This is a genomic window from Pseudoalteromonas sp. MMG012 (genome assembly GCF_018100875.1).
GTDB classification, from domain to species: Bacteria; Pseudomonadota; Gammaproteobacteria; order Enterobacterales; family Alteromonadaceae; genus Pseudoalteromonas; species Pseudoalteromonas aurantia.
In genome coordinates, this window is sequence record NZ_JAGJEF010000004.1 from 76,036 (window position 1) to 96,824 (window position 20,789).

Annotated in this window: 18 protein-coding genes; 10 read left to right on the forward strand and 8 right to left on the reverse strand. The window is 41.4% G+C overall.

Annotated features, from left to right (window positions below; translation table 11 throughout):
- Positions 1 to 115: 115 nt before the first annotated feature.
- Positions 116 to 2,446, reverse strand: coding sequence for a DEAD/DEAH box helicase (locus tag J8L97_RS02420; RefSeq protein WP_211047736.1), 2,331 nt, complete (start codon positions 2,444 to 2,446; stop codon positions 116 to 118).
- A gap of 114 nt (positions 2,447 to 2,560) precedes the next feature.
- On the opposite strand from J8L97_RS02420, the gene J8L97_RS02425 reads away from it, so the two are divergent.
- A complete protein-coding gene (locus J8L97_RS02425; RefSeq protein ID WP_211047760.1) occupies positions 2,561 to 3,385 on the forward strand; it encodes a M90 family metallopeptidase in 825 nt (274 codons plus the stop codon).
- 95 nt (positions 3,386 to 3,480) lie between these two features.
- On the forward strand, positions 3,481 to 6,651 hold the full coding sequence (locus J8L97_RS02430; protein ID WP_211047737.1) for an amidohydrolase family protein: 3,171 nt from the start codon (positions 3,481 to 3,483) through the stop codon (positions 6,649 to 6,651).
- Positions 6,652 to 6,725: 74 nt separating this feature from the next.
- On the opposite strand, the gene J8L97_RS02435 is transcribed toward J8L97_RS02430, so the two are convergent.
- From J8L97_RS02435 to pspF, 6 genes are read right to left on the reverse strand one after another with little or no spacing between them, the layout of a single operon-like run.
- Entirely contained in the window at positions 6,726 to 7,487 is a 762-nt protein-coding gene (locus J8L97_RS02435) for an ATP-binding cassette domain-containing protein (RefSeq protein WP_192508286.1), read from the reverse strand.
- Positions 7,472 to 8,479: an oligopeptide/dipeptide ABC transporter ATP-binding protein gene (locus J8L97_RS02440; RefSeq protein ID WP_192508285.1), complete on the reverse strand. Its 1,008-nt coding sequence runs from the start codon at positions 8,477 to 8,479 to the stop codon at positions 7,472 to 7,474. Before J8L97_RS02440 ends, J8L97_RS02435 begins: the two co-directional genes overlap by 16 nt.
- A complete protein-coding gene (locus J8L97_RS02445) occupies positions 8,479 to 9,372 on the reverse strand; it encodes an ABC transporter permease subunit (protein ID WP_192508284.1) in 894 nt (297 codons plus the stop codon). Before J8L97_RS02445 ends, J8L97_RS02440 begins: the two co-directional genes overlap by 1 nt.
- Positions 9,359 to 10,393, reverse strand: a complete 1,035-nt coding sequence (locus tag J8L97_RS02450) for an ABC transporter permease (protein ID WP_211047738.1) — start codon at positions 10,391 to 10,393, stop codon at positions 9,359 to 9,361. The genes J8L97_RS02445 and J8L97_RS02450 overlap by 14 nt, the downstream gene beginning before the upstream one ends.
- Positions 10,393 to 12,000, reverse strand: coding sequence for an ABC transporter substrate-binding protein (locus J8L97_RS02455; protein ID WP_211047739.1), 1,608 nt, complete (start codon positions 11,998 to 12,000; stop codon positions 10,393 to 10,395). The genes J8L97_RS02450 and J8L97_RS02455 overlap by 1 nt, the downstream gene beginning before the upstream one ends.
- Before the next feature lie 3 nt (positions 12,001 to 12,003).
- Positions 12,004 to 13,086 carry a phage shock protein operon transcriptional activator gene (gene pspF, locus J8L97_RS02460; RefSeq protein WP_211047740.1) on the reverse strand — a complete coding sequence of 361 codons (1,083 nt, stop codon included), beginning with the start codon at positions 13,084 to 13,086 and terminating at the stop codon, positions 12,004 to 12,006.
- Positions 13,087 to 13,271: 185 nt separating this feature from the next.
- Between pspF and pspA the strand changes: the two genes are divergently transcribed.
- The 8 genes from pspA (at position 13,272) to J8L97_RS02500 (ending at position 19,846) form a co-directional block, all read left to right on the forward strand.
- On the forward strand, positions 13,272 to 13,931 hold the full coding sequence (gene pspA / locus J8L97_RS02465; RefSeq protein WP_210995512.1) for a phage shock protein PspA: 660 nt from the start codon (positions 13,272 to 13,274) through the stop codon (positions 13,929 to 13,931).
- Between the two features lie 77 nt (positions 13,932 to 14,008).
- The gene (pspB, locus tag J8L97_RS02470) at positions 14,009 to 14,239 is read left to right on the forward strand and encodes an envelope stress response membrane protein PspB (protein WP_192508279.1); all 231 of its coding nucleotides are present in this window, start codon (positions 14,009 to 14,011) and stop codon (positions 14,237 to 14,239) included.
- Positions 14,236 to 14,637: an envelope stress response membrane protein PspC gene (gene pspC / locus J8L97_RS02475; protein ID WP_211047741.1), complete on the forward strand. Its 402-nt coding sequence runs from the start codon at positions 14,236 to 14,238 to the stop codon at positions 14,635 to 14,637. The genes pspB and pspC overlap by 4 nt, the downstream gene beginning before the upstream one ends.
- An 83-nt stretch (positions 14,638 to 14,720) precedes the next feature.
- On the forward strand, positions 14,721 to 16,127 hold the full coding sequence (locus J8L97_RS02480) for a YcjX family protein (RefSeq protein WP_211047742.1): 1,407 nt from the start codon (positions 14,721 to 14,723) through the stop codon (positions 16,125 to 16,127).
- Positions 16,124 to 17,158: a TIGR01620 family protein gene (locus J8L97_RS02485; RefSeq protein ID WP_211047743.1), complete on the forward strand. Its 1,035-nt coding sequence runs from the start codon at positions 16,124 to 16,126 to the stop codon at positions 17,156 to 17,158. Before J8L97_RS02480 ends, J8L97_RS02485 begins: the two co-directional genes overlap by 4 nt.
- Positions 17,159 to 17,295: 137 nt before the next feature.
- Complete coding sequence (megL, locus tag J8L97_RS02490; RefSeq protein ID WP_211047744.1) at positions 17,296 to 18,474, forward strand: methionine gamma-lyase; 1,179 nt, start codon at positions 17,296 to 17,298, stop codon at positions 18,472 to 18,474.
- 220 nt (positions 18,475 to 18,694) lie between these two features.
- Entirely contained in the window at positions 18,695 to 19,492 is a 798-nt protein-coding gene (gene phhA, locus J8L97_RS02495) for a phenylalanine 4-monooxygenase (RefSeq protein WP_211047745.1), read from the forward strand.
- Positions 19,493 to 19,501: 9 nt separating this feature from the next.
- Positions 19,502 to 19,846 (forward strand): 4a-hydroxytetrahydrobiopterin dehydratase, encoded by a 345-nt coding sequence (locus J8L97_RS02500; RefSeq protein ID WP_010361619.1) that lies wholly within the window; start codon positions 19,502 to 19,504, stop codon positions 19,844 to 19,846.
- 112 nt (positions 19,847 to 19,958) lie between these two features.
- Here the strand turns inward: J8L97_RS02500 and dapD are convergent, their stop codons facing one another.
- Positions 19,959 to 20,786 carry a 2,3,4,5-tetrahydropyridine-2,6-dicarboxylate N-succinyltransferase gene (gene dapD, locus J8L97_RS02505; protein ID WP_211047746.1) on the reverse strand — a complete coding sequence of 276 codons (828 nt, stop codon included), beginning with the start codon at positions 20,784 to 20,786 and terminating at the stop codon, positions 19,959 to 19,961.
- Between the last annotated feature and the right edge of the window lie 3 nt (positions 20,787 to 20,789).

Here is a 20,789-nt window from a genome sequence, read left to right on the forward strand (position 1 = left end):
AATTAGTAACTAAATTACTTCTAATTTAGAATAAAAAAACCTCACTTATGTGAGGTTTTTTATTTTATTACAAAGCTATTTTTTATTTTAAATGAAGTAATTAAATAGCTAAAAATTAAATAACATTAACAGTTTTACTGGCCTTCTTATATTTAATGCTAAACCCAGACCATGCCGGTAGCTCCCACCGTTTAGGTAAATCTTTTCTTTTACCATTAAGATAATGCAGCGTTATTCGCTTGGCGTTGAAATGATATTCAACACTCATTGCTAAATCATTCAATTGAATTTCAAGTGGATGCTTCTCTACGAAAGATGACATTTCCCAAGTCTCGATACCTTGATAAGTTATGTCGGTAGGATCAATTAATTCTAAATCTTGTTGTTCATCGACTCCAAGACTCTTTAATTTATTATAAATGTACGAATCTGAATGAGGCGTGTCGTCGATTATATTATTGGCCTGATTATATAGTGAGTGGTACTTTATTGCTTTACTAATTTGCTTTCCAATAGGTGAAAATAAAGTGTCATTTAATATAAGTTCACAACATGCGTCAAGCAGAGCGGGTCCTTGCGGTATTAACTTCTTCTCGCTAATTTTCACACCAGAATAAGAGTATATTGAATTAACCATGATAATATCGTCGATTAACTCTGCATGACTTATAGTATGTTCCCCTAAATTTAATTTATTGATTAATGAAGTTGAAAAGGGCGCATTGAGTGTGGCGAGAGTCATAGCTTGCTTAGTCCCTTTTCCTGCTAATGCGTAAGTATTGAGCACGAGCATTGCGTGACATTGCGCACTGATACGAGAATCTTTTGCTGGTATAACTTCAATAGTACCATTGCCAAATGCACCCCGTCGGTTTTGGCGCTTTATGTAAACTGAGTTCGGTTTAGCATAAGCGATAGCTTCAACTAAATCACTGTGATTGAAACTTGCTGCATATTTTAGTTCAGGTAAGTCAAATGCACTACGAAGCAACTCGCTAAATTGGATGGCTTCACGCAGTGCATCACACTCAATAATAAGGTCGGTTACTTGGCCTCTTACTACCCCAATCGCCAGTTCTAAGTCACACGCATTTGGGAGCTGCAGATTCAATGATTCAATTAACGTTTGTTGCTTTGGAAGTTGGTAAACCTTAGCTGGAACAGTAAGCAGTGCTGCAATATCAATCATGGCTTGTTTAAGTGAGTTATTTGGCATTGAATTGATAAGGTATGCCAGCTCTATATCGATAGGTAGAGGGTATAACCTCTTACCTAAGTCAGTTGCCTTGCCTTGCATATCAATGGCACCTATCGAAGTTAATATTGCTACCGATGCCTGTTTTGATTTAAGTGGCAGTGCTTCGATAAACTCTAATGAACCAATACCATGACTAGAACAAGATGCCGCTAATACGAGTTCAGTTAGGTTTTCTCGCAGTATTTCAGGCGGAGTGGATGAAATCAAAGGTGCGTACTCCCCGTATAATCGTATACACAGGCCTTGCTGCGTGCGTCCCGCACGCCCTAAACGCTGTTTGGCAGAGTCTTTGCTAATTGTATCTAAGGCCAGTACTGTTTTTTCTGCTCGAAGATGAGTACGCCGTTCTAGGCCAGAATCAATAACACAGCTTATATTGGGTATGGTCAACGATGTTTCAGCAACATTTGTGGAAAAAATAATCCGTTGCTCGGTTTGCGCTTTTAACGCAAGTTCTTGTTGTTGCTTAGCGCACCCCCCATACAAGCTGACGACGAGCTTATTCAATCTTTTTGCAGCGGCAGCGGCAGCCTGTATTTCGGCTTTACCAGGTAGAAACACTAGGATATCGCCTTGCGTTTGCTTTAATGCATAGCTACATGCATCAACTGTACGTTCGCTAAGTTGGTCTTTTGAGGGCATTTCGTTGCTATTTGAAGTAAAGAAAACTTCTTCTACTGGATACATGATACCGTCACTGTGTAGCAGCTTTGCATCAAGATAGTCTGTTAATTTTTTTGTGTTGAGTGTAGCTGAAGTGATTATCAGGCGATGTTTTTTATGTTGCTTGAGTAAAGCAAGCATCAAATCTATATCCCAACGACGTTCATGGAATTCGTCTAACATAACGACACTAAATTGACTCAGTTTGTCCTCAAAAAACCACCTGAGAGCAACCCCTGGCGTAACAAATACCACGTCTGATTGTTCATTGAAATGTGTTTCAAATCGAATAGCATAGCCTATTTTAGAGCCAAGTGGTTGGCCACTTTTTAGAGCTAAGTACTCAGCTAGCGAGGTGCAAGCAATTCTCCTCGGTTCAATGACAAGGACCTTACCGATGTTGCTTGCCCAAATCGGTAGACAAGTTGATTTACCAGATCCAGTTGCGGCACTGACAATCACATCACTGTGTGTAATTGTAGAAAGAAAATCGGTTTTTATCTTATCAATTGGGAGAGTGTGCATCGAGTTCCTGGAGACGTGTCGTCATTTAGAGTGACGCAATTTTATCAAATTCATATTGAAAACACTGCATGTCGTACCAATTTAGTTTTAAAAGGTGAATAAGTAATCAATATGATAATCAATAGTGTGTTATTACTGGCATTGGTGGCGTTTGTTCTGGTTTATTGGCGCTGGGGTGAAGTACAAAGCTATGTTTGGAAAAGAAAATATCAACAGCAAAGTTTGTCTGAACAAGATAAAGCAACCTTACTAAAGTATATGTCAATTTATCGCAATATGACCGATAAGGAGCGACATGCTTTGGAGTGTCATATTGTGTGGTTTTTAGGTGAAAAGCGTATCCTTGGTCGCGATGGGCTTAAAATTAATCGCGCAATGGAAGTAATTGTGGCAGCAGATGCATGCTTGTTAGTGCTTAATAAACCATGGCCATTATATCCCAACGTGAAAGAGGTACTTTTATATCCAAGCAGTTATTATGTGCCACAAACCAGCAAAGATAGCGCAGGGCTAGTAAATTATCATACATCTGTGAGGCAAGGCGAATCTTGGCCTGGAGGTACACTTGTTTTAAGTTGGCATGATGTACTTGAAGGCAATAGATTACCGGGAGATGGACATAATTTGGTTTTCCATGAGTTTGCACATCAGCTCGATCAGCAAACGGGGTATACCAATGGCACACCTGAGTTGTCCAAGGGTCAAGATTACAAAGAGTGGGGAAAGGTGTTTCAACGTGCTTATAGTAATTTAAAAAGCCATGTGGCGTATCAGATGCCTCATGTCATACATAGCTATGGTGCCACGAATGAAGCAGAGTTCTTTGCGGTGCTAACTGAAACATTTATCGAAAAGCCCCATGAATTGAGAAATTATGATCCAGAGCTTTATGGGTTACTGCATCAGTATTATCAATTTAACCCAAGCAACTGGGTTTAGTGAGCGTTAATTTCAGTCATTGATGGCATTTTTCTGGAAATTTGCAGGTTATTTTGTTGGTATAGTCACAACAACATAACCAGAGTAAAAAAGTAATGAAGAAGTACTTACTAAGTGCCCTCGCATTGGGTGTATCTATAGCAACAACAGCACAAGAACAAGAAAAATCTGAAAAGTGGCAAGTCGATACACCGCCAGGGCAGTTTATTGATGCCAACATATCGGTTGATCAAGGTACTTGGATGAATATCGATGTGAGCCCGGATGGCAAATCCTTGGTATTTGATTTACTTGGTGATATTTATATTATGTCGATGTCTGGGGGCCAAGCTAAACAATTAACCAGTGATATTGGGTGGCAGATGCAACCACGTTTTAGCCCAGATGGACAGTCTATTGCCTTTACCTCAGACCAAGGAGGGGGAGACAATATTTGGGTGATGAATATCGATGGCTCAGAACAAACTGCGGTAACAAATGAAACTTTTCGGTTGTTAAATAGCCCTACTTGGAGTCCTGATGGGGATTTTATTGCAGCTCGTAAACACTTTACAGGGACTCGCTCATTAGGTGCGGGGGAAGTGTGGCTGTATCACAAAGCTGGTGGCCAAGGTGTACCGTTAACAACACGTGAAAATGACCAAAAGGATTTGGGGGAGCCTGCGTTTTCACCTGACGGAAGATATGTGTATTTTTCACAAGATGCGACTCCAGGTAAAACGTTTCATTACTCAAAAGATTCAGTTGCTGGTATATATAAAATCAAACGCTTAGATCGAGAAAGTGGAGAGATAGAAGTTATTTTATCCGGTATGGGCGGCGCGATTAGGCCTACGCCATCACCAGATGGAAAACATTTGGCGTATGTTAAACGAGATGACTTTCAATCTAGCTTATATCTCTATAATTTAGAATCTGGGAAAGAAACTAAGCTCTATGGCAATTTAGAGCGAGATATGCAAGAAACTTGGGCTATTCATGGTGTTTACCCGACCATAGCGTGGACTCCTGATAATGAGGGGTTAGTTTTTTGGGCTGGTGGCAAACTTCATGAATTGGATGTTGAGAGTAAAAAGTCTCATGAAATTGCTTTCTCTGTAACCACAACCAAAAAAATTCAAAAAGCATTACGCTTTGCACAGAACATCGATCAAACCGAGTTTGACATTAAAATGCTCCGTAACGTGCAGGTTTCACCAAATGGAGAAACGGCTATTTTCGAAGCACTAGGACATATTTATAAGCGTGATTTATCTTCAGGGAAAGTGAAACGACTTACTCGTCAAAATGATCATTTTGAACTGTTTCCACAATTCTCTAGAGATGGTAAAAAAATTGTTTATGTGACTTGGGATGACCAAAAACAAGGTAGTATTCGAGTCGTATCTGCAAGAAATGGCAAAGGGAAAGCTATCACGTCACAAAAAGGGAAATACGTCGAGCCAACGTTTAGCCCTGATGGTAAAACAATCGTCTACCGAAAAGTTTCTGGAAGCAGCTTATTGGCCCGTGAGTGGTCATTAAAAGCGGGTATTTATCGGGTGTCGAGTAAAGGTGGAGATGCTGAGCTTATTTCAGAAGAAGGTTTTCAACCACAGTTTGGAGCGAATAATAATCGTATTTTCTTAATGAATGAAGCGCCCAAACCACAGTTACTGGCAGTAGACCTGGATTCGAAAAAAACCAAAGTACTGTATAATTCCAATCATGCGACTGAGTTTAGAGTATCGCCAAATGGGAAGTATTTGGCATTTGCAGAACGGTTTAAAGTGTTTGTTACACCATTTGTAGAAAGTGGTAAGCCAATTACTATTTCACCATCAGATAAACAGTTTCCAGTTGAGCAGCTGTCACAACGTGCCGGTGAAAACATCAGTTGGAGCACCGCGAGTGACACATTATATTGGAGTTTAGGGCCTGAGCTGTACCACGCAAGCTTGGATGGCATGTTTGACATTAATAAAGCTAAAGATGCCGATTTCAAAGTTAAAAGTGGTGAGTCGATAGGATTTAAGCATGACATGGCTGAACCGAGTGGGTTCACTGCATTAGTCGGGGCTACGATTGTTACCATGGAAGGTGATAAAGTGATCTATAATGGCGTAATACTGACAGACGGTAAGCATATCAAAGCCGTGGGGAGCACTGAACAGGTCAAGATCCCTAAAGAAGCAAACATTGTAGATGTATCAGGTCAAACTATTATACCGGGGATTGTTGATGCACACGCCCATACATCACAAGGCAGTAGTGAAATTATCCCAGAGCAAAACTGGCGCAATTTAGCGGGGTTGTCTTTGGGTGTTACAACAATTCATGATCCTTCGAATGATACAACGGAAGTTTTTGCCGCCAGTGAATTACAAAAAGCGGGTAAAATCATTGGGCCTCGGATTTTTTCAACCGGGACGATATTATATGGCGCGAATGTGGCGGGCTATACTTCACATATTGATTCATATGAAGATGCGAAGTTTCATCTAGAACGCTTGCAAAAGGTCGGCGCGTTTTCTGTGAAATCATACAATCAACCGCGTCGCGAGCAACGTCAACAAGTTGTCGAAGCGGGTCGAGAATTAGGTATGATGGTGGTGCCTGAAGGCGGCTCGTTACTGCAACATAACTTAACCATGGTTGTAGATGGCCATACTGGTGTTGAGCATTCAATTCCTGTGGCGAATATTTATGATGATATTGAGCAGTTATGGGCACAAAGTGATGTGGGTTATACGCCGACGTTAGGTGTCGCATATGGGGGTATTTGGGGGGAAAACTACTGGTATGATAAAACGGACGTATGGAATCACCCTAGATTAAGTAAATTCGTACCTAAGAATCAACTGTTGCCACGCTCTATGCGCCGTATGAAGTCACCAGATCATCATTATAATCACTTTAATAATGCGCGTGTCGCGAAAGAACTGCAAGATCTTGGCATTTTAGTTAATCTTGGCGCACATGGTCAACGAGAAGGGTTAGCTGCTCATTGGGAGATTTGGATGTTTGCACAAGGTGGAATGTCGTCTTTAGAAGCACTACGAGCAGCCACGCTTGACCCAGCTAAATATGTGGGGTTAGATAAACATATCGGCTCGATAGAAGTCGGAAAACTGGCTGATCTAGTGGTGATCAATGGTGATCCTTTAAACAACATACGAGATACAGACAAAGTGTCTTATACTATGATCAATGGCCGTTTATTCGATGCTGCAACAATGCAAGAAGTTGGGAAAAAGCCCAGAGCGAAGCTATATTTTGAGGAATAATTAAGCCGTTTATTTTGGGCCCTGCATTAATGCCGGGCTTTTTGATACAACGGTTTTAAGACTATTTGTTGAATTTATACATTCAGTAAACGTTGTGTAACCTTAGATTTAGGTTGGGCAAATATACTGGCTGTGTTTCCATACTCTACAACCTTACCGCGGCTTAGTACCAGTAATTGGTCGCTCATATGTTTCACTAGACTCAAGTGATGTGTAATTAAGATAAAGCTGAGCCCGGACTCTTTTTGTAACTGTAATAACAAATTGACCGTTTGTGCTCTTACTGATGGATCTAATGATGACAAGGCTTCATCTAGTACAACGACTTTTGGGTCTAAAATTAATGCACGGGCAAGTGCGACACGCTGTAATTGTCCGCCACTGAACATGTGAGGGTAGTATTCATAATGTTCGCTCAGTAGACCGACGCGACTTAAAGTAATTTTGATCTTTTTGTTGCGTTGTAAAGATGTTAAGCCAGTGTTGTATTTCAAGCAATCATCTAACATATCACCGATGGTAATACCGGGGTTCAATGAACGAGTCGGATCCTGAAAGATCATCCTAATATGGCGACACTGGTTTTGTCTTACGCCGTCATCTTCAATGGTTTTACCATCGAGTAATATTTGCCCGCAATCAGCATGATCTGCGCCCGCTAATAGTTTCGCTAAGGTACTTTTTCCAGAGCCCGTCTCGCCAATGATTGCCAAAGTTTCACCTGGCCCAACCGCAAATGAGATTTCTCTTAAAACCTGAATATGTTTGCGCTTGAAAATACCCGCACGGCTTCTAAATGACTTACTGAGCGCTTGTACTTTTAAGACTGGTTGCATTTTTGCTTGTCCTTAAAAAGTGGAAAATGGCAAGCGTATGCGTGACCGTGACTTTTATTTTGTAAAGGTGTCACAACACACTGCTTTTGCGCTTGAGGACAACGCGGTCCCAGTCGGCAGCCAATAGGCAAATGTTGCAACGGTGGGATTGTGCCTTTGAGTGCATAGAAAGGTTCTTTATGCGCTAATCCTTGGGCATAATCGGGTAAGCTTTTTACCAATGCTTGTGTATAAGGGTGTAAAGGTTCATAAAATACTTTCTGAGTTGGTCCTGCTTCGACCATTTGTCCGCAATACAGCACATGCATGGCATGAGACCAATGAGTGATCTCTTCTAATTCATGAGAGATCATTAATATCGACATATTCTTTAACTGATTCAGGCTTTTTAATAACCGAAATATTTGTGCGCGCGTGGTGCTTTCTAATGCCGTGGTTGGCTCATCAGCAATCAGTAGCTTAGGGTTTCTTGCAATGGCCATTGCGATCATTACTTTTTGGCATACGCCCTCTGATAGCTCATGTGGGTAGCTGCTAGCAACTTTAACATGTTCGCGGATCCCCACTTTATGAAGCAGTGCCTTTACTTTTTCCTTCCGTTCAGAGTTTCGGCTGAAAAATCCTTTTTTGAATGTTTTTTCAGGCAAAGACTCGGCAACTTGTTCAAATATTTTAGCTGTAGGGTCTAAGCTGCGGCTTGGTTCTTGGTAAATCATCGCCATATCTTTGCTGACAATTTTCCGGCGTTTTTCTGCACTTAAGCGCATTAAGTCAACACCCTGCCAATGCATGCGATCTGCGGTGACGGTCCAACGAGAATTGAGTACACCAACAATCGCTTTGGCAATGAGGCTTTTCCCTGACCCAGACTCGCCCACTAATGCATGTACTTCACCTTCTTTTAGGCTTAAGTTTACTTTATCAACGGCGCGAATAACGCCATCTTCAGTACGAAGCTCTATGGTTAAGTTTCTTATATCCAGTAGTTGCATTAGTCAGCCTTACGCTCTTTTAATACCTGTCTTAATCCATCACCGACTAAGTTTGTGGATAGTACGGCAATGAATAACAGTACACCAGGTAAACCCACAGTCCATGGTGCCAAATAAATTAGGCCTAAATTTTCAGCCAAAATTGCGCCCCATTCAGTGGTTGGAGGCTGAGCGCCTAACTTTAAAAACCCCAAGGCTGCAATATCTAAAATAGCAGTGGATAGTGCCATAGTAAAAATTACGACAATATGTTCGTAAATATTTGGCAGCACGCCACGGACTAATAGTTGCCACCGAGACGCACCATCTAGTCGAAATGCACTGATGTAATCTTTATTTAATTCATCGACGACGAGGTTTCGGATGGAGTGGACATATTGTGGGAGCAGTGCAAAAATAATTGCCCAAACAGTATTAAGTAAGCCTGGGCCCAAAATAGCGATAATAATTATCGCCAGCAACAGTGATGGAATAGATAATGTAATATCTAATAAATGGTTTAGCACGCTCGAGCGAAATCCGTGGCTTATTCCCGCTAAAGTCCCGAGTAATACTCCAACCAATGTGGTGATGAGGGCTGCGATTATAGACAAACCAAAAGTGAATGTAGCCCCATTCATTAAACGAGATAACACATCTCGGCCTAAATCATCTGTGCCTAAAATAAATCTGACATCCCCTAAGTCATGCCAAGAAGGGGGCAGAAGTAGTGCATCGCTATGTTGTTGATTAATGCCATAAGGCGCGATAAATGGTGCTGTTAACGCAAGTAAGGTAAGAGCAATAAACACCCATAGAGCGACCAATGCAGGGTGGTTGCTTTTAAATTTTCGCCATAATCTGGACAGCGGTGAACGGTTTGATTCTTCGCTAAAAAGGCTAAACTTTGCCATATGCTTGATTCCGTGACAAAGGGTCAAAAAGAGTATGACTAAATTCAGCGAGCATATTTGCTAAAATAACGAACATAGACACAGCTAAAAGGCCGCCTTGAATAGCTGGATAGTCGCGTTGGTATATACTATCAATCAGCCAACGTCCGATCCCAGGCCAAGAAAAAATGACTTCAGTGACCATAGCTAAGGTGATCAATGTACTAAATTGTAGTCCGATTTGTTTGATAACGGGAAGTAGTGCGTTTCTAAGCGCATGATGTAAAATGAGTTGGCGTCGATTGAGCCCTTTTGCACGGGCTGTTTTTATATAGTTTTGTTCTAATACTTGTAACATTGAATCGCGCGTAAAGCGCACGAGTACGGTGGTAGGGTACATTGCTAACACAATGGTGGGCAGAGCGAGGTGCCTTAATGCATCAAAAAAAGCGAGTCCATGATAGGGGAAGCCTTGAATGATAATATCCACCAGAATGAAGTTGCTAACGGGCTGTATTTCATATAATAAGCCGATTCTGCCTGACATGGGAAATAGCCCTAATCCAAGACAAAAAGCCATGATCAACAATAACGCAAGCCAGAATATGGGAATGGAAAAGCCCATCAAAGTGAGAGAGTTTATAACGCGGTCAGGCCATCTTCGATGGTATGCTGAAGCGATTATTCCAGCGGGAATACCGAGTAATACTGCGACACATAAAGCGTAGACACACAGCTCTAACGTTGCTGGAAAAAGTCGCGTAACATGCTCAAATACATTTAACCCTGATGACAGCGATATACCCCAATCTCCCGTTGCAATGCGTGCTAAAAATGCCCCATATTGCACCAACAGGCTTTCATCAATGCGATACTTTTCGACCAGAGCCTGTGCCTGAGTGTAATTGGTATTTACTTGACCACTAAAGTTAGTCAGTACATCGCCTGGAAACAAATAATTAAGAGAAAAGGTAAAAATGGTCAAAGTGACAACCATAAACAGCAGCAAGCTTAGTCTTCGTAATAGATATTCAATTAACATTATTTACGCCTTACTCGACCAAGTGAAATACCACCAAAGGGCCTAAGAGTAACGCCCGTTATGTCATTGCTAGTGGCTTGAAATCGAACGCCATGTGCAATGGGGATCAATGGAAGTTGTTCTATCAGCATTTGTTGCGCTTTATGGTAAAAAGTTTTGCGTAAATTAATATCAGTCGTATCTAAAGCTTGTGTAAGGAGTAAATCAAACTCCGGATGACACCAATTAGCAGGGTTTTTTCCACTAAAAGTAGCGGTGCAACTTAACAGTGGACTAAAGAAGTTATCGGGGTCGGGTGTGTCAGCTGCCCAGCCGAGCAGGACACTGTCATGCTCATGATTGCCAATACGTTCAATAAAGGTATTCCATTCATATTCAACGATCTTTGCCGAAATACCAATATTTTTTAGGTCACTCTGTATTAGCTCAGCCATTTTTCGTGCGTTCGGATTGTAAATTCGTGAGACTGGCATGGCCCAGAGCGTCATATCGAAGCCATTTTCATAACCTGCTTCTTTGAGGTACTTTCTTGCCAATGTGGGATTGTATTGGGGCATATTTTCTTGTGCTTTAAAAGCCCATGAAGAGGGCGGCAAGTGGGAGCGAGCTAAAATACCGTTGCCATAAAAAACTGCTTGCATTATTTTATCGAAATCAACTGAGTGCGCGAGTGCTTTACGCACGAGTAAGTTATCAAACGGAGGTCGCTCAGTATTAAATGCCCAATAGCCAATATTAAGATTGGCCGCTTTATCAACTCGGATGTCTTCTCTGGCATTGAGCACACTTAATTGTGTTGCACTTGGGTGGGCGGTAATATCACACTCTTTGGTCAACATTTTTGCAATGCGGCTGGTACCATTGGTGGTGATATCAAACACAAGTTGTTGCATGGGTACACTGTGTTTCCAATATTTTTCATTACGGTGATAACGCACCAGGTTATCGCGCAAAAAGTTTTTATATTTATATGGACCTGTCCCGATGGGAAAATGGTCGAAAGCGGGTTTATTTTCTTGAGCGATAAGCTGCTGAGCATACTCTTGCGATAAAATAACGGCAAAATCGGTAGCAATATTAGATAGAAAGCTACTTTCCGCGTTAAATAACTCAAATCTTACAGTATGCTCGTCTACTTTGATGACTTGGCGTATTAGTTGATCGGTTCCTACGCTTTGAAAGTAAGGGTATTCAGCGTCTCCGACGAAATGGTACGGGTTATACACATCAAATAGACGGCTAAAAGAAAATACCACGTCATCTGCGGTTAAAGGCCTTGATGGTTGGAAGTAATCAGTACTATGAAATTCAACGCCTTGGCGTAATTTAAAGGTAATGGCTTTACCTTCATCACTGACTACCCAACTGGTGGCTAATTCAGGTTGAAATTCGGCAGTTTCAGGATCAATACTGATCAGGGTGTCGTACAACTGGCTTGCAATCAGGTCAATAGTCGAGCCTGTTGTTGTGACCTGAGGATTAAAAGACACAGGGTTGGCTTCAGCGCAATAAACTAGGCCCTGAGATTTTTCGTTTGTTAACTGTGGGCTCGCATCAACACAGCCAAGTAAATAGATACATATCGCACCTAGTACTATATTCCGCACGCCTTACGCCTCTTGTTTTTGACCTGACTCTAACAGGTTGTATTTTTTCAAATAACCACGTAGTTGATGATACGTTAATCCGAGCATTTGTGCAGTTTTCTTTTGATTAAATTGGCTATGTTCTAGCGCTTGTTGTAATAATTCAATTTCAAACTCATTCGACAGCTCTTTTAGATCACATGGGAATGCTACATTTTGCTTGGGTGCCATATTTGTAAGGGGAGACGTAGTCGGTTCTTTTATTGCAGCGTGCTCGGCAATAGGCGCACTAATAGTAGGAGCTTTCACACGTTGTGTTGGTCTAAAAGGGCTTTCAAACGGGTTGAGGATAATTTCGTGTACTGGCAGTTGTTCGCTGCCATGCCTATATAGGCTACGTTCAACCGTATTTTTGAGCTCTCGGATATTGCCGGGCCAGTCATAGCTCATTAGCGCATCAGTTGCTTTGCGAGTAAAGCCACTAAATAAAGACCAGTTTAAGTCTCTAGCCATATTGATGGCAAACTGCTCGGCCAAGAGCATGATATCTTCTTGGCGTGCGCGTAACGGAGGTAAAGTGATCACGTCAAATGCTAAGCGGTCGAGTAGATCATGCCTAAATTCGCCATTGTCAGCGAGTGAAGGTAAGTCTTCATTGGTTGCACAGACCAAGCGTGTATCGACTTTGACTGTACTTTTGCCGCCGACACGCTCAAATTCGCCGTATTCAATGACACGTAGGAGTTTCTCTTGCACCATTGCGGATGTATTGGCGAGTTCATCAAGAAAAAGAGTGCCACCGTTTGCTCGTTCAAACCGCCCTTCATGACGCTTGTTTGCGCCAGTAAACGCGCCACTTTCGTGGCCGAATAGTTCACTCTCTAATAAATTTTCATTTAACGCCGCGCAATTTAGTTTAACGTAATTTTGCTCCCACCTTTCAGAAAGGAAGTGTAGCCGAGCGGCGATGAGCTCTTTACCTGTGCCTCGCTCACCAATAATTAACACCGGCTTCTCTAGAGGGGCCAGTTGTGACACCTTATCTAACACAGTTAAAAAGCTGTCTGATTGACCGAGTAAATTGTCTTGTTGGCGAAACTGACTCATATTGGCTAACTCTTAGTTATTTTTGCTAAGTGTTAGTGTATTTGATAATTACTGCGAACTAAAGTTTTTTCTGATATGATTTAATTTATTGATATTTATAAGCTTTTATTTTTAAAAAAGTTGGCAAGTTAATTGATACTAGTAATGTAAGCAACTTAAATTTAGAAACTAAAGAGGTAAAGATTATGGGAATTTTCTCACGTTTTGCAGATATCGTTAACTCTAATATCAATGCTATTTTAGATAAAGCTGAAGACCCTGAAAAAATGGTTCGTCTTATTATCCAAGAAATGGAAGATACGTTGGTTGAAGTGCGTTCAACTTCAGCTAAAACGTTAGCAGAGAAGAAAGAGTTAACACGTCGTGTTGGGCAGTTAAATGAAGAAGTTGAACAGTGGCAAAGTAAAGCTGAATTGGCGCTCACTAAGGGTAGAGAAGATTTAGCTCGCTCAGCTTTACTGGAAAAGCAGAAGTCTGCTGATGCGGCTGCAAGTGTTCAAAATGAGTTAGAGCACGTTGAGTCACATATAGAGAAACTGCAACAAGAAGTGGCGACGCTACAAGATAAACTGGCTGATGCTAAAGCACGTCAAAAAGCCATTGTACTTCGTCAACGCTCAGCTGAGTCTCGTTTAGAAGTGAAAAAAGCGCTAGATAGTTCGAAAGTAGAAGATGCTTTAAATCGTTTCGAGCGTTACGAGTCTAAAATTGATGGTCTAGAGTCACAAGTTGAGTCGTATGACTTAGGTAAAAAGAACCTGGCTGACGAGATTGCTGATTTGCAAAAAAACGAACAAGTTGATGATGAGTTAGCTGAACTTAAGAAAAAACTTGCTGGTAAATAATTGAAATAAAACGCATCGACTGACCAAGCTGTCGGTGCGAATAACATAGAACAAATAAGTCGCAGGAGTATCGAGTTATGGATCTTGAAGTATTAGTAGCACCAATTATTATTTTTATGCTGGTAGTGGCGCCATTATGGCTTGTACTTCACTATCGCAGTAAGAAACAGGTGAGTCAGGGGTTAAGCGAACATGAACATCGCCAGTTGCTTGAACTTGCAAGTAAAGCTGAAAAGATGGCAGAGCGTGTGGAAACACTAGAAGCAATCCTTGATCAAGAGGCACCCGAGTGGAGACGTAAGATATGAGCAACATAAAGCGAGAACTTTATAGAGATCCAAAACGAGGAAAGCTGGCAGGCGTTTGTGCGGGGCTCAGTGATTACTTTAACATGGAGTTATGGTTAGTACGCATCTTGTTCATTACTGCAGTGTTGCTATCAGGTGGCCCATTATTTGTTGTTGTATACATTGCGTGTTGGTTCATTTTAGATAAAAAAAGTGATTATGTGACGACCCCTTCAACACATAAAGATGCAGACCCAATTGCAGTCAAATTTAAAGTTTGGCAAAAAGGAGAGCCACCAAGGCAGGCATTATTTGATCTAAAAGAGCGATTAAATCGTTTAGACGGTCGAATTCAATGCATGGAAACATACGTTACCTCTAGCGAATTTACGGTCAGCCGAGAAATTAATAAGTTATAGTTTATCGCACGTGATGTGGCGTTTAATACGCCACGGCTTACTTTGGTTCTGTAACTACGTTGTTCAGGAGTGACACTTAATTTATGAACACCAGACGCTTCAGTAAAGATACTTTTGAGAAACTTAAAAATAAAGCACAAAAAACCCTGCACAGAAGTTTAGATCAACACATTAAGTTAGCTGTTACTGGATTTAGTGGAAGTGGAAAAACGGCATTTATCACGGCATTGATAAAACATTTAACAACCCAAGCAGACAAGCAAAACCTGCCTTTTTTCGATGTTATTAGAGAGCAAAGACTGATTGCCGTTAAGGCGATTCCGCAACGCGCGTTAGATATTCCCACATTTGATTATAACTGCGCAGTGAACTCTTTATTGGCAAACCCACCTAGCTGGCCTTCCTCTACTCAGCGTATTAACACATTGACACTGGCATTGAAGTTTGAAACACGTAACGCGCTTAAGCAGCACCTTTCACCTATAAGTACGGTTTACCTTGAATTAATTGATTACCCTGGAGAATGGTTGGTTGATTTACCGATGTTAAATCAAGATTATCAAACTTGGAGTAAGGAGGTGCTGACATTATTAAAGCAACCTAAATATATTGATTATGCTAAAGAGTTTTTAACGGCTGTGGACACTTTCGATAGTGATGCTGTTGTTGATGAAACGATATTGAAAAAATTGTCTGAGCAATATCAAAGGCTACTTTTAAGTTTGAAACAGCACACAAAGGTTGCTCAGTTACAACCAGGGAGAATGCTCATTCCCGGCGATTTGGCGGGCGCGCCGATACTGTTGTTTTTTCCATGTTATGGGGCAATGACAGTGAATGATGAGACTCAGTATATGCATTTGGAAGCGCGTTTTAATGCATACAAGCAGCAGGTTATTAGCCCTTTTTATAAGCAGCACTTTTGCCAATTCGATAGGCAAATAGTGTTAGTTGACATGTTAAGTGCTTTAGCTGATGGTCCAGATACTTTGCGAGAGCAAGAGCAGGCATTACGTAACATTGTGGATGTTTTTGATTATGGAAAATCAAATATGTTGAAACGACTGTTCTACCCAAAAATTGACAAAGTTTTATTTGCGGCGAATAAGTGTGACCATGTCAGCTATGAGCAGCAACCACAGCTTGCGAAATTGTTGCATAGTATGGTCCATGAGAAAAGTAATGACTTACGCTTTGCGGGTGTAGAAATAGACACAATGGCTGTTTCTGCAGTACAAAGTACGCAGCAAACTCAAGTTGTTGAATCAGGGAAAACCCTTAATTGTATAGTGGGAAAGCCAATAGATGAGCCCCACCAAATTACATTTTTGCCACCTCAACCTCCCACTCACTGTTTGAGCAAAGAGCAGTGGCCTGAGCAAGGTTTTGATTTTCTTTCTTTTGCCCCTTTGCCTGCAAAGTGTGGAAACTTAAGCCATGTTCGTTTAGATCATGTACTGCAATTTTTACTCGGAGATAAGTTACGATGACTGAGCAAAACGAGTTGCGTGCAGGGCGGCGCATTAAAATAGACAAGGTTCAGCAGCCAGAGCAATTGAATGATGACTCACTGCTCGCGGGTAAGCGTATTGTACAAGCCACATTAGTAGAGATCACACAAGTTGATGAAGCCGAATCAGCGTTAGATCAAACACTCAAGCCTAAATCGTCAGGAGTGAGTATTAAGCGATTGCTGTTTATCGGTTTAATGATTTTGATTGTTATTGAAAGTGTTTACAGCATTGTGGACGCAATTCAACGTTCATGGTTTTTGGGCGGTGTGTACATAGTGGTTTTGCTGCTAGCTTTATTCGTTGTATTGCGCTTTACAATTGGAGAGTATCGCGCACTGCGATTACTCTCGAATCGCACTAGTACACAAAGTGATGCTTTGAGGCTTTTAAACAGCACTCAAATTGGAGAAGCGCAACAATGGTTGGCGCCGCTACTGACTTTACATACACCCGATGAAGTCCTTGATTTTAAAGAAAGTATTAAGCCACACCATACTGACAAAGAGGTGTTACAGCTTTATCAAAATACATTACTGAAAAGCCAAGATGAACAAGCTAAAGCGTTAATTAATGCGCATGCGACGACAAGTGCAATGCTGGTAGCGTTAAGTCCAATGGCATTGTTAGACATGTTGGCGGTATTGTGGCGCGGTGTTCATTTAGTTGAAAAACTGAGTCAGCATTACGGTATTCCGTTAGGTTATAGAAGTCGGATCACTTTGTATAGGTTGTTACTTAAGCAAATGGTTTTTGCTGGCGCTGCGGAGCTTGTCTCGGATTTGGCGTCGACAAGTCTTGGAGCTGAGTTATTGACGAAACTGTCAGCTCGCGCAGCACAAGGCTTAAGTGCAGGGGTATTTACAGCTCGGTTAGGGTACAAGGCTATGGAAATATGCCGGCCACTGCCACAACTAGAGCAGAAACCAAGGCTATTAAAGTCGACAATAGAAACAGTATTTACAACGCTGTTAAGTAAGGGAGACAATAAGCCTGCCAGCAAAGAGTGACAACAATTGTATACAAACTGTTGAAGTTAATCTCGCTCAGCTAGCCATCTTCCCATCTGGCGTGCTTGTGAATTTTTATTCACTGATTTATTTATTAGGTAAATATATTCAAGAATAACAACTTAACAGGCAATTTTATGAAGAAGTATCATGACAACACGCAATGTATTCATGGACCAACCCACTTTGACGACCCACATGGTGCATTGACGGCACCTTTGTATCAAACATCAACCTTCAAATTCAAAGATGCAGAACAAGGAGCTGCTCGTTTTGCTGGGGAAGAGGCCGGTTACATTTACACGCGTTTAGGTAACCCAACTACGACAGAGCTAGAGCAAAAAGTAGCAGCACTAGAAGGTATGGAAAGTGCCGCAGCAACGGCGACCGGAATGGGCGCGGTATCGGCATCAGTTTTGAGCTTTTTAGAGCATGGCGATCATCTCATTGCGTCAAATGCGTTATACGGTTGTAGTTTTGCTCTTTTTTCGCATATGTTACCTAAGTTTGGTATTGACGTTACGTTCGTCGACATGACAGATGAAGCGCAGTTACAGGCCGCGATTCAGCCAAATAGTAAGATGTTGTTTGCAGAAACGCCAATTAATCCAAATATGACAGTACTAGATTTAGCGATGATAGGGCAATTTGCTAAGCAGCATAATTTAATCAGCGTTATTGATAATACATTCTTGACCCCATTGTTACAAAAGCCTAAAGACTTCGGTATTGATATTGTCATTCACAGTGCAACAAAATATTTGAATGGGCATGGAGATGTTGTCGCTGGTGTGGTGTGTGGTTCGCAAGAACATATAGAAGTGATTAAGTTGACGGTACTCAAAGATATTGGCGCAACAATCAGTCCACATGACGCATGGCTGATTAACCGTGGTCTGAAAACACTGGCTGTCCGTATGGCACGCCACTGTGAAAGCGCGCAAAAAGTGGCTGAATTTCTTGAGAAGCATAATAAAGTGAGCCAAGTATTTTATCCTGGATTGCCTTCTCATCCTGGGTATAAGTATTTAGGCGAACAAATGAAAGGGGCTGGTGGCGTTATTGCTTTTGAAATAGTAGGTTCTTTAGCGGATGGAGAATCATTTATCAATGCCACAGAGCTTTGCACGTTAGCTGTAAGTTTAGGTGACCCTGAAACATTAATTCAGCACCCAGCATCTATGACGCATTCACCTTACACCCCAGAAGAACGACAAGCAGCGGGTATTTCGGATGGTTTGATCCGTATATCGATTGGTTTGGAGGATGTAGAAGATATTATTGCTGATCTCGAACTCGCTTTTAACGCTTTTTAGTGTAAACATTAGTTTACTCCAGGTGTTTATTTGTAGCTTTAGATTGAGTGCTGTATTTATTTGTGTACATCTGTGTAAATAATTAGATACAAAATGCGCGTATCTAGCAATGGCGTTATACGCCGTTGCTATTAAACTTTTGCTTACTTTTACATAGTATCGTTGTCACAAGTTAAAGCGCGGCCTTAGATGGCTGTGATAGGTAACAATGAAGGTTTCTATGGCTAAATCGAGCAAATATACTTCTAAGCAACCCGATGAGAATGGTGTGATTGCATGGAGTGACGAAGAGAATAAAATTTGGTCTGAACTAGTAGCACGTCAGCTGCAATGCATCGAAGGCAAAGCCTGTAATGAATACATGGACGGACTAAAAAAAATAAACCTACCACATGATCGTATTCCACAATTGTCAGAACTTAACGAAGTGTTAGGTCAAGAGACTGGCTGGCAAGTTGCGCCAGTACCTGCGCTCATTGATTTTGATGAATTCTTCCGTTTGCTTGCAAATAAGCAGTTTCCAGTTGCAACGTTTATACGTTCACGAGAAGAGTTTGATTATTTACAAGAACCAGATGTGTTCCATGAAATTTTTGGTCATTGTGCAATGTTAACTAACCCCGCATTTGCCGAGTTCACACATAAATATGGTCAGCTGGGTTATGCAGCAGAAAAGAAAGATCGTGGGTATTTAGCGCGGTTATATTGGTTTACTGTTGAGTTTGGGCTAATGCAAACAAAAGATGGCCTACGTATATATGGTGGTGGGGTGCTATCAAGCCCAGGTGAAACACAATATGTTTACTCTGGTACGCCAGAAATTCAACCTCTGGATGTGAGTGATGTGTTACGTACGCCGTATCGCATTGATATAATGCAGCCAATCTATTACACGATTAATTCTATCAATGATCTGTTTGATATTTCACAGATGGATATTATGTCATTGGTTGCCAAGGCAAAAGAGTTAGGCTTATTTGAGCCAAAATTTCCACCGAAACAAAAACTAGCAAGTTAAGGATTTTAAATGTCTGATTTAAGTGCACAAAAATGTGAAGCGTGTCGTGCTGATGCGCCTAAAGTGTCAGATGAAGAGTTAGCAGTATTAATAAAACAGATCCCTGATTGGGTACCTGAAGTACGTGATGGGATCATGCAGTTAGAGAGAGTTTTTAAATTTAAAAACTTCAAACTCGCATTAGAATTTACGAATAAGGTTGGCGCAATGGCCGAAGATGAAGGTCATCACCCTGGCTTATTGACTGAGTGGGGCAAAGTGACCGTCACTTGGTGGAGCCATTCTATAAAAGGGTTACACAAAAATGATTTTGTGTGTGCTGCGAAAACAGATGATGTATTTGCCGCACTATAATTTTTGAATAATCCATCTCTTAGGTTATTTTAAAAAGCGCTATGTGAAGTATTCAAATAAAGAAATACTTCATCAAGCGCTTTTTTTTGGCTTATGCCAGACGAGCTGTTGATCAGTCGTCTATTGAGCGTAATAGTGCATTAATCCCGACTTTTTCACGCGTTTGTTGGTCTACTTTCTTAACGATGATTGCTGCATATAAGCTATGGGAACCATCTTTACTCGGTAGAGAACCAGGAACTACAACGGCGCCCGCTGGTACGCGTCCGTAATGCACTTCGCCTGTTTCACGGTCATAAATGCGGGTACTTTGAGAAATGTATACACCCATTGAAATGACCGCACCTTCTTCAACAATCACACCTTCAACGATTTCTGAACGTGCACCAATGAAGCAGTTGTCTTCAATGATCGTCGGATTTGCTTGTAAAGGCTCTAATACCCCGCCGATGCCAACGCCGCCAGATAGATGTACATTTTTACCTATTTGCGCACATGAGCCAACAGTAGCCCATGTATCGACCATAGTGCCTTCATCGACATACGCGCCAATATTGACATATGAAGGCATGAGTACCACATTTTTGCCAACAAAGCTGCCTTGACGAGCTACTGCGTTTGGCACAACACGCATGCCACCTTGGCGAAATTGCTCGGGGGTATAATCGCTGAACTTTAACGGTACTTTGTCGTAGAATTGATTCACACCGTCATTCATAGGCTGGTTGTCACGAATTCTAAATGACAACAATACGGCTTTTTTTAACCACTGGTGAACAACCCACTCACCACTTACTTTTTCAGCAACTCTTGCTGCGCCTGAATCCAATAAGCCTAAAGATTGGATTATTGCGTTGTGCACTTCTTCTGAAACTTGGCTTGGTGAGATCCCGTCTCTTTGCTCCCAAGCTTGCTCAATAATGCTCTTTAAATCAGACATAGT